The sequence below is a fragment of the bacterium genome, assembly GCA_024224155.1.
Taxonomy (GTDB): Bacteria; Acidobacteriota; Thermoanaerobaculia; order Multivoradales; family JAHEKO01; genus CALZIK01.
Genome location: JAAENP010000278.1, coordinates 1 through 1,766, shown reverse-complemented (window position 1 = coordinate 1,766; position 1,766 = coordinate 1). Strand labels below are relative to the sequence as shown.

2 protein-coding genes are annotated in these 1,766 nt (G+C 61.8%); both read right to left on the bottom strand.

The window, feature by feature from the left end:
* Window positions 1–484: hypothetical protein (locus tag GY769_14430; protein ID MCP4203115.1), on the bottom strand; the 484-nt coding region annotated here is incomplete at its 3' end.
* Window positions 485–699: 215 nt separating this feature from the next.
* A partial coding sequence (locus GY769_14425; protein MCP4203114.1) for an IS66 family transposase occupies window positions 700–1,766 on the bottom strand: 1,067 nt, incomplete at its 5' end.

Sequence of the window (1,766 nt, the reverse complement as noted above, 5' to 3'; positions counted from 1 at the left end):
GGCGGCTCAAGTCTTGACCGTGGTGTGGATGCAGAACCTTTAGAGCTACGACACGACCTTCGTCGCGGTCCGCGGCCTGCCAGACGGTGGCGAAGCCTCCTTGGCCGGCGATTTGACCAAGTTTGAAGCGGCCGTCCGCGAGGAAGTCGCCGGGGTGGAGGAGCGGCCCACGGTGCAGGAAGCGGCGGACGTCGTTGATCTCTCTGGTGACGGCGGTGACATCTTCTCCGACGAGGGCGAGGTCCATTTTGCGGTCGTAGAGCGCTTCGAGCTTCCGGGCTTGGCGTTTGCTCTCAGCATCGCGCGGTGGTGAGAGCAGGTGTGGTGCGGCCTGGTGCTCCCGGACCTTGTCCGCCGCCGCTTCGATCAGCTCTCGGATATGGCACTTCTGGGCCGGATCCGCGAGGCAGGCTTCTTCCTTGAGCAGGAATTCCAACCTCTCCTGCCATTCTGTGGCGGCGGCACTCGGCGTCTTTCCGGCCATGGCCAGGTGATTCTACAGGAGTGTTGGTGTCCTTGCGGCAAGCGTGCGCAAGGCCGAAATTTTTGACGCTCGCGGCCTTGGCGGACGCATCTACGCGCCGCCATCGACGGAGAGGTCGGCGAGACCGCCGGGCTGGAGCACGAGCGGCGCCCGGCGTCCGGATCGACCCTGGTTCGTTGGTGGGGCAGGTTTAGAGCGGCGGACAGGCTCGGTCGTCAGGACCGAGCGGTCGCGGCGTCGGCGACTGTAGCGGCAATCTGGTAGTTCCAGGGCATCCACTCGCGAGGGCTGCGCCGCAGCTCTTCGGGGTGCTTCAGGAGCTCGGTGAGATAGTCGAACGGATTGACTCCTGAAAGCTCCGCGGTGTAGATCAGGCTCATGAAAATGTCGCCGACGCGAGCGCCGTTCTCGGTCTTGTAAAACAGCGCGTTCTTGCGATGGAGGATGGCCTTCTTCAGCGCTCGTTCGCAGATGTTGTTGTCCAGCGGCGCACCGGGTTTACGCAGAAAGAGGGTGAGTTTGTCCCACCGGTTCAGCATGTAGGACAACGCTCCTCCAAGGGCGGAATTCGGCTCGACCTTCTTCTGGTCCAGCTGCTCGTTCATCCAGGACTTGAGTGCCTCCATGATTTCGGCCGAGTGATCTTGATGGAAGCGCAGCCGCCTGTCGGGCGGCATCTCCTCCTTGCGGGCGATGGCATCGTGCCGGTAGACCTGACGCAAGGACTCGAGCACGTAACGGCATTCTTCAGGAAAGCGATCCACCACTTCCACGAACTTCCGGCGAGCGTGAGACATGCAATTGGCCAGGATCGTCGCGAAGTCCTTCGGTACATTGCGTGAAAGCCCGTCGCACATCTGGATCGGTACCTCGAGCTCCGACGCCCGGTGCTGGAGCACATCCTTCAGGTTTTCCCCGGCGTGCTGGCGCCCGGTGAGGAACACAGCGATTTTGTGTTCGGCGCAGGTCGCCACGATGGCAGTGGTGAAGATCCCAGTACGCTCCTTCGAGTTCTCCTGCTCGATGCGCTGGTTCTCTTTGAGCAGCTGAAGGATTTTTGTCGAGGTATCGTCGTTGTAGAGGACATCCCCCTGTGCCGCCAGTCGGATCAGTTCGTCCGAGCCGACAGCGAGGATCCCGACAGCATCTCTGACGATGCCCCACTGGGTCGAGGCTGGAAGAGGAATCCCGAGATTTCCTTCCAGCCTTTCCAGTCGGTTGAAGGGCAGCCCGCTGCCGTACTTCAAGAGTCCAATCATGCTCGCCGAGGTCGCGTCGTACT